The organism is Burkholderia sp. SIMBA_062, from assembly GCF_046534765.1.
GTDB classification, from domain to species: Bacteria; Pseudomonadota; Gammaproteobacteria; order Burkholderiales; family Burkholderiaceae; genus Burkholderia; species Burkholderia ambifaria.
In genome coordinates this window covers 1-287 of record NZ_JAWRYD010000196.1, presented here as the reverse complement: position 1 = coordinate 287, position 287 = coordinate 1, and the positions used below count along the sequence as shown (strand labels likewise).

The following is a 287-nucleotide window of genomic DNA, read 5'->3' as shown; positions in this document are numbered from 1 at the left end:
CCGGTGCCGGTTTGGTCTTGGTGATCGACGGCCAGTTCTTCGCCAGTTCGGCGTTCAGCGCGGTGAACTGCTGCTGGTCGCCCGGAACGTCTTCTTCGGCATAGATCGCGTTGGTCGGGCATTCGGCGACGCACACTGCGCAGTCGATGCACTCGTCCGGATCGATGGCGAGAAAGTTGGGACCTTCACGGAAGCAATCCACCGGGCATACATCCACGCAATCCGTGTATTTGCACTTGATGCAGCCTTCGGTCACAACGTGAGTCATTAAAACGCTCCTGCTTGGC

1 protein-coding gene is annotated in these 287 nt (G+C 58.5%); it reads right to left on the bottom strand.

Annotated elements, in window-relative coordinates; genetic code table 11:
• The coding region (fdxA, locus tag SB786_RS36005) for a ferredoxin FdxA (protein ID WP_410731546.1) at positions 1–268 on the bottom strand (268 nt) is incomplete at its 3' end.
• Positions 269–287 lie beyond the last annotated feature (19 nt).